At 35.0% G+C, this 945-nt stretch carries 2 pseudogenes; both read left to right on the top strand.

Annotated features, from left to right (window positions below):
* Positions 1–427 (top strand): annotated as a pseudogene (locus AC1Z3T_RS21120) (hypothetical protein); the annotation flags it as partial.
* 13 nt (positions 428–440) lie between these two features.
* Positions 441–945, top strand: a pseudogene (locus AC1Z3T_RS21115) (type VI immunity family protein); the annotation flags it as partial.

Below are 945 nucleotides of genomic sequence, written 5' to 3'. Positions count from 1 at the left end.
TTATGACAAAAAAACCAAACAACCGTTGATGGTTGCTGGGACAAACCCACCTCGACATAAGTTTATGGAAACTCCTGGCTCTGGGCGGTTAGGTGCAGATATTCTTATAGTGAAAAATATGATGAAAGCGCCGACATTGGATAATATTTTACATTGGGTTGAGATTAAATTTATCGATAGCGATGATAAGCCAGATAGAGATCAGATGGATAGATATGTTGAGCTTTTAAGTAGTAACTCCAAGTTAGCGATGATTCGGGTATCGGCAAATCCTAAAGATAGTGACTGTGGTTGTAAAGCAAAGGCAGTACCGCAAAATACGCAAAAGCCAAGCAGTACCCCGCAAGGTAAAAAGACCAGTAAAGTGAATAAAATGCGTGAAGTGTGGGACATAGTGGTCAGCAATGCAGAAAATCTTTGGAAATAATAAGGAAAAGATGATGGGTGAGTTATTTCAACAAGCAGAAGCTTGGTTAGATCAGATTGAACAAACACAAAATTATACTTTGCCTTATGTGGACGTTGAATCCAAAACAGAACCAGTGCGCTTAAATCTAATGATGTCTTTTTGGTTTTATGATGGTGATCAATTATATGTTCGAGATTATTTCTTTCATAAAATTCTCGAATATATCAAATTAACTGGAATTGAATTTGTTCGAGAAGCATCGGTCAATAAACAAAGAGAACGTAAATTTCGTAAAGAGGGTTTTCCCGAAAACTGGGTTAGTGATATTAAAAATAAAAAATTAGATGATCCACTTAATTATTATTTTTCAGATCAATCCAATATGAGTTTTGCGCCTAAATATGGGGTTGATGTAGCCTTTAGCTCAGAAATGGCAAATAATGAACGCTATTCAACAATCAATTTCATTTTTCCTTTTGATTTTACCAATAACAGTGATCAACGATTACAGTGTATTGAATTTTTTAAATCCATCA

It is taken from the genome of Acinetobacter sp. B-6, from assembly GCF_056930735.1.
Note: the sequence above shows the minus strand (reverse complement) of the source record. Positions and strands in the feature narration are given on the sequence as shown.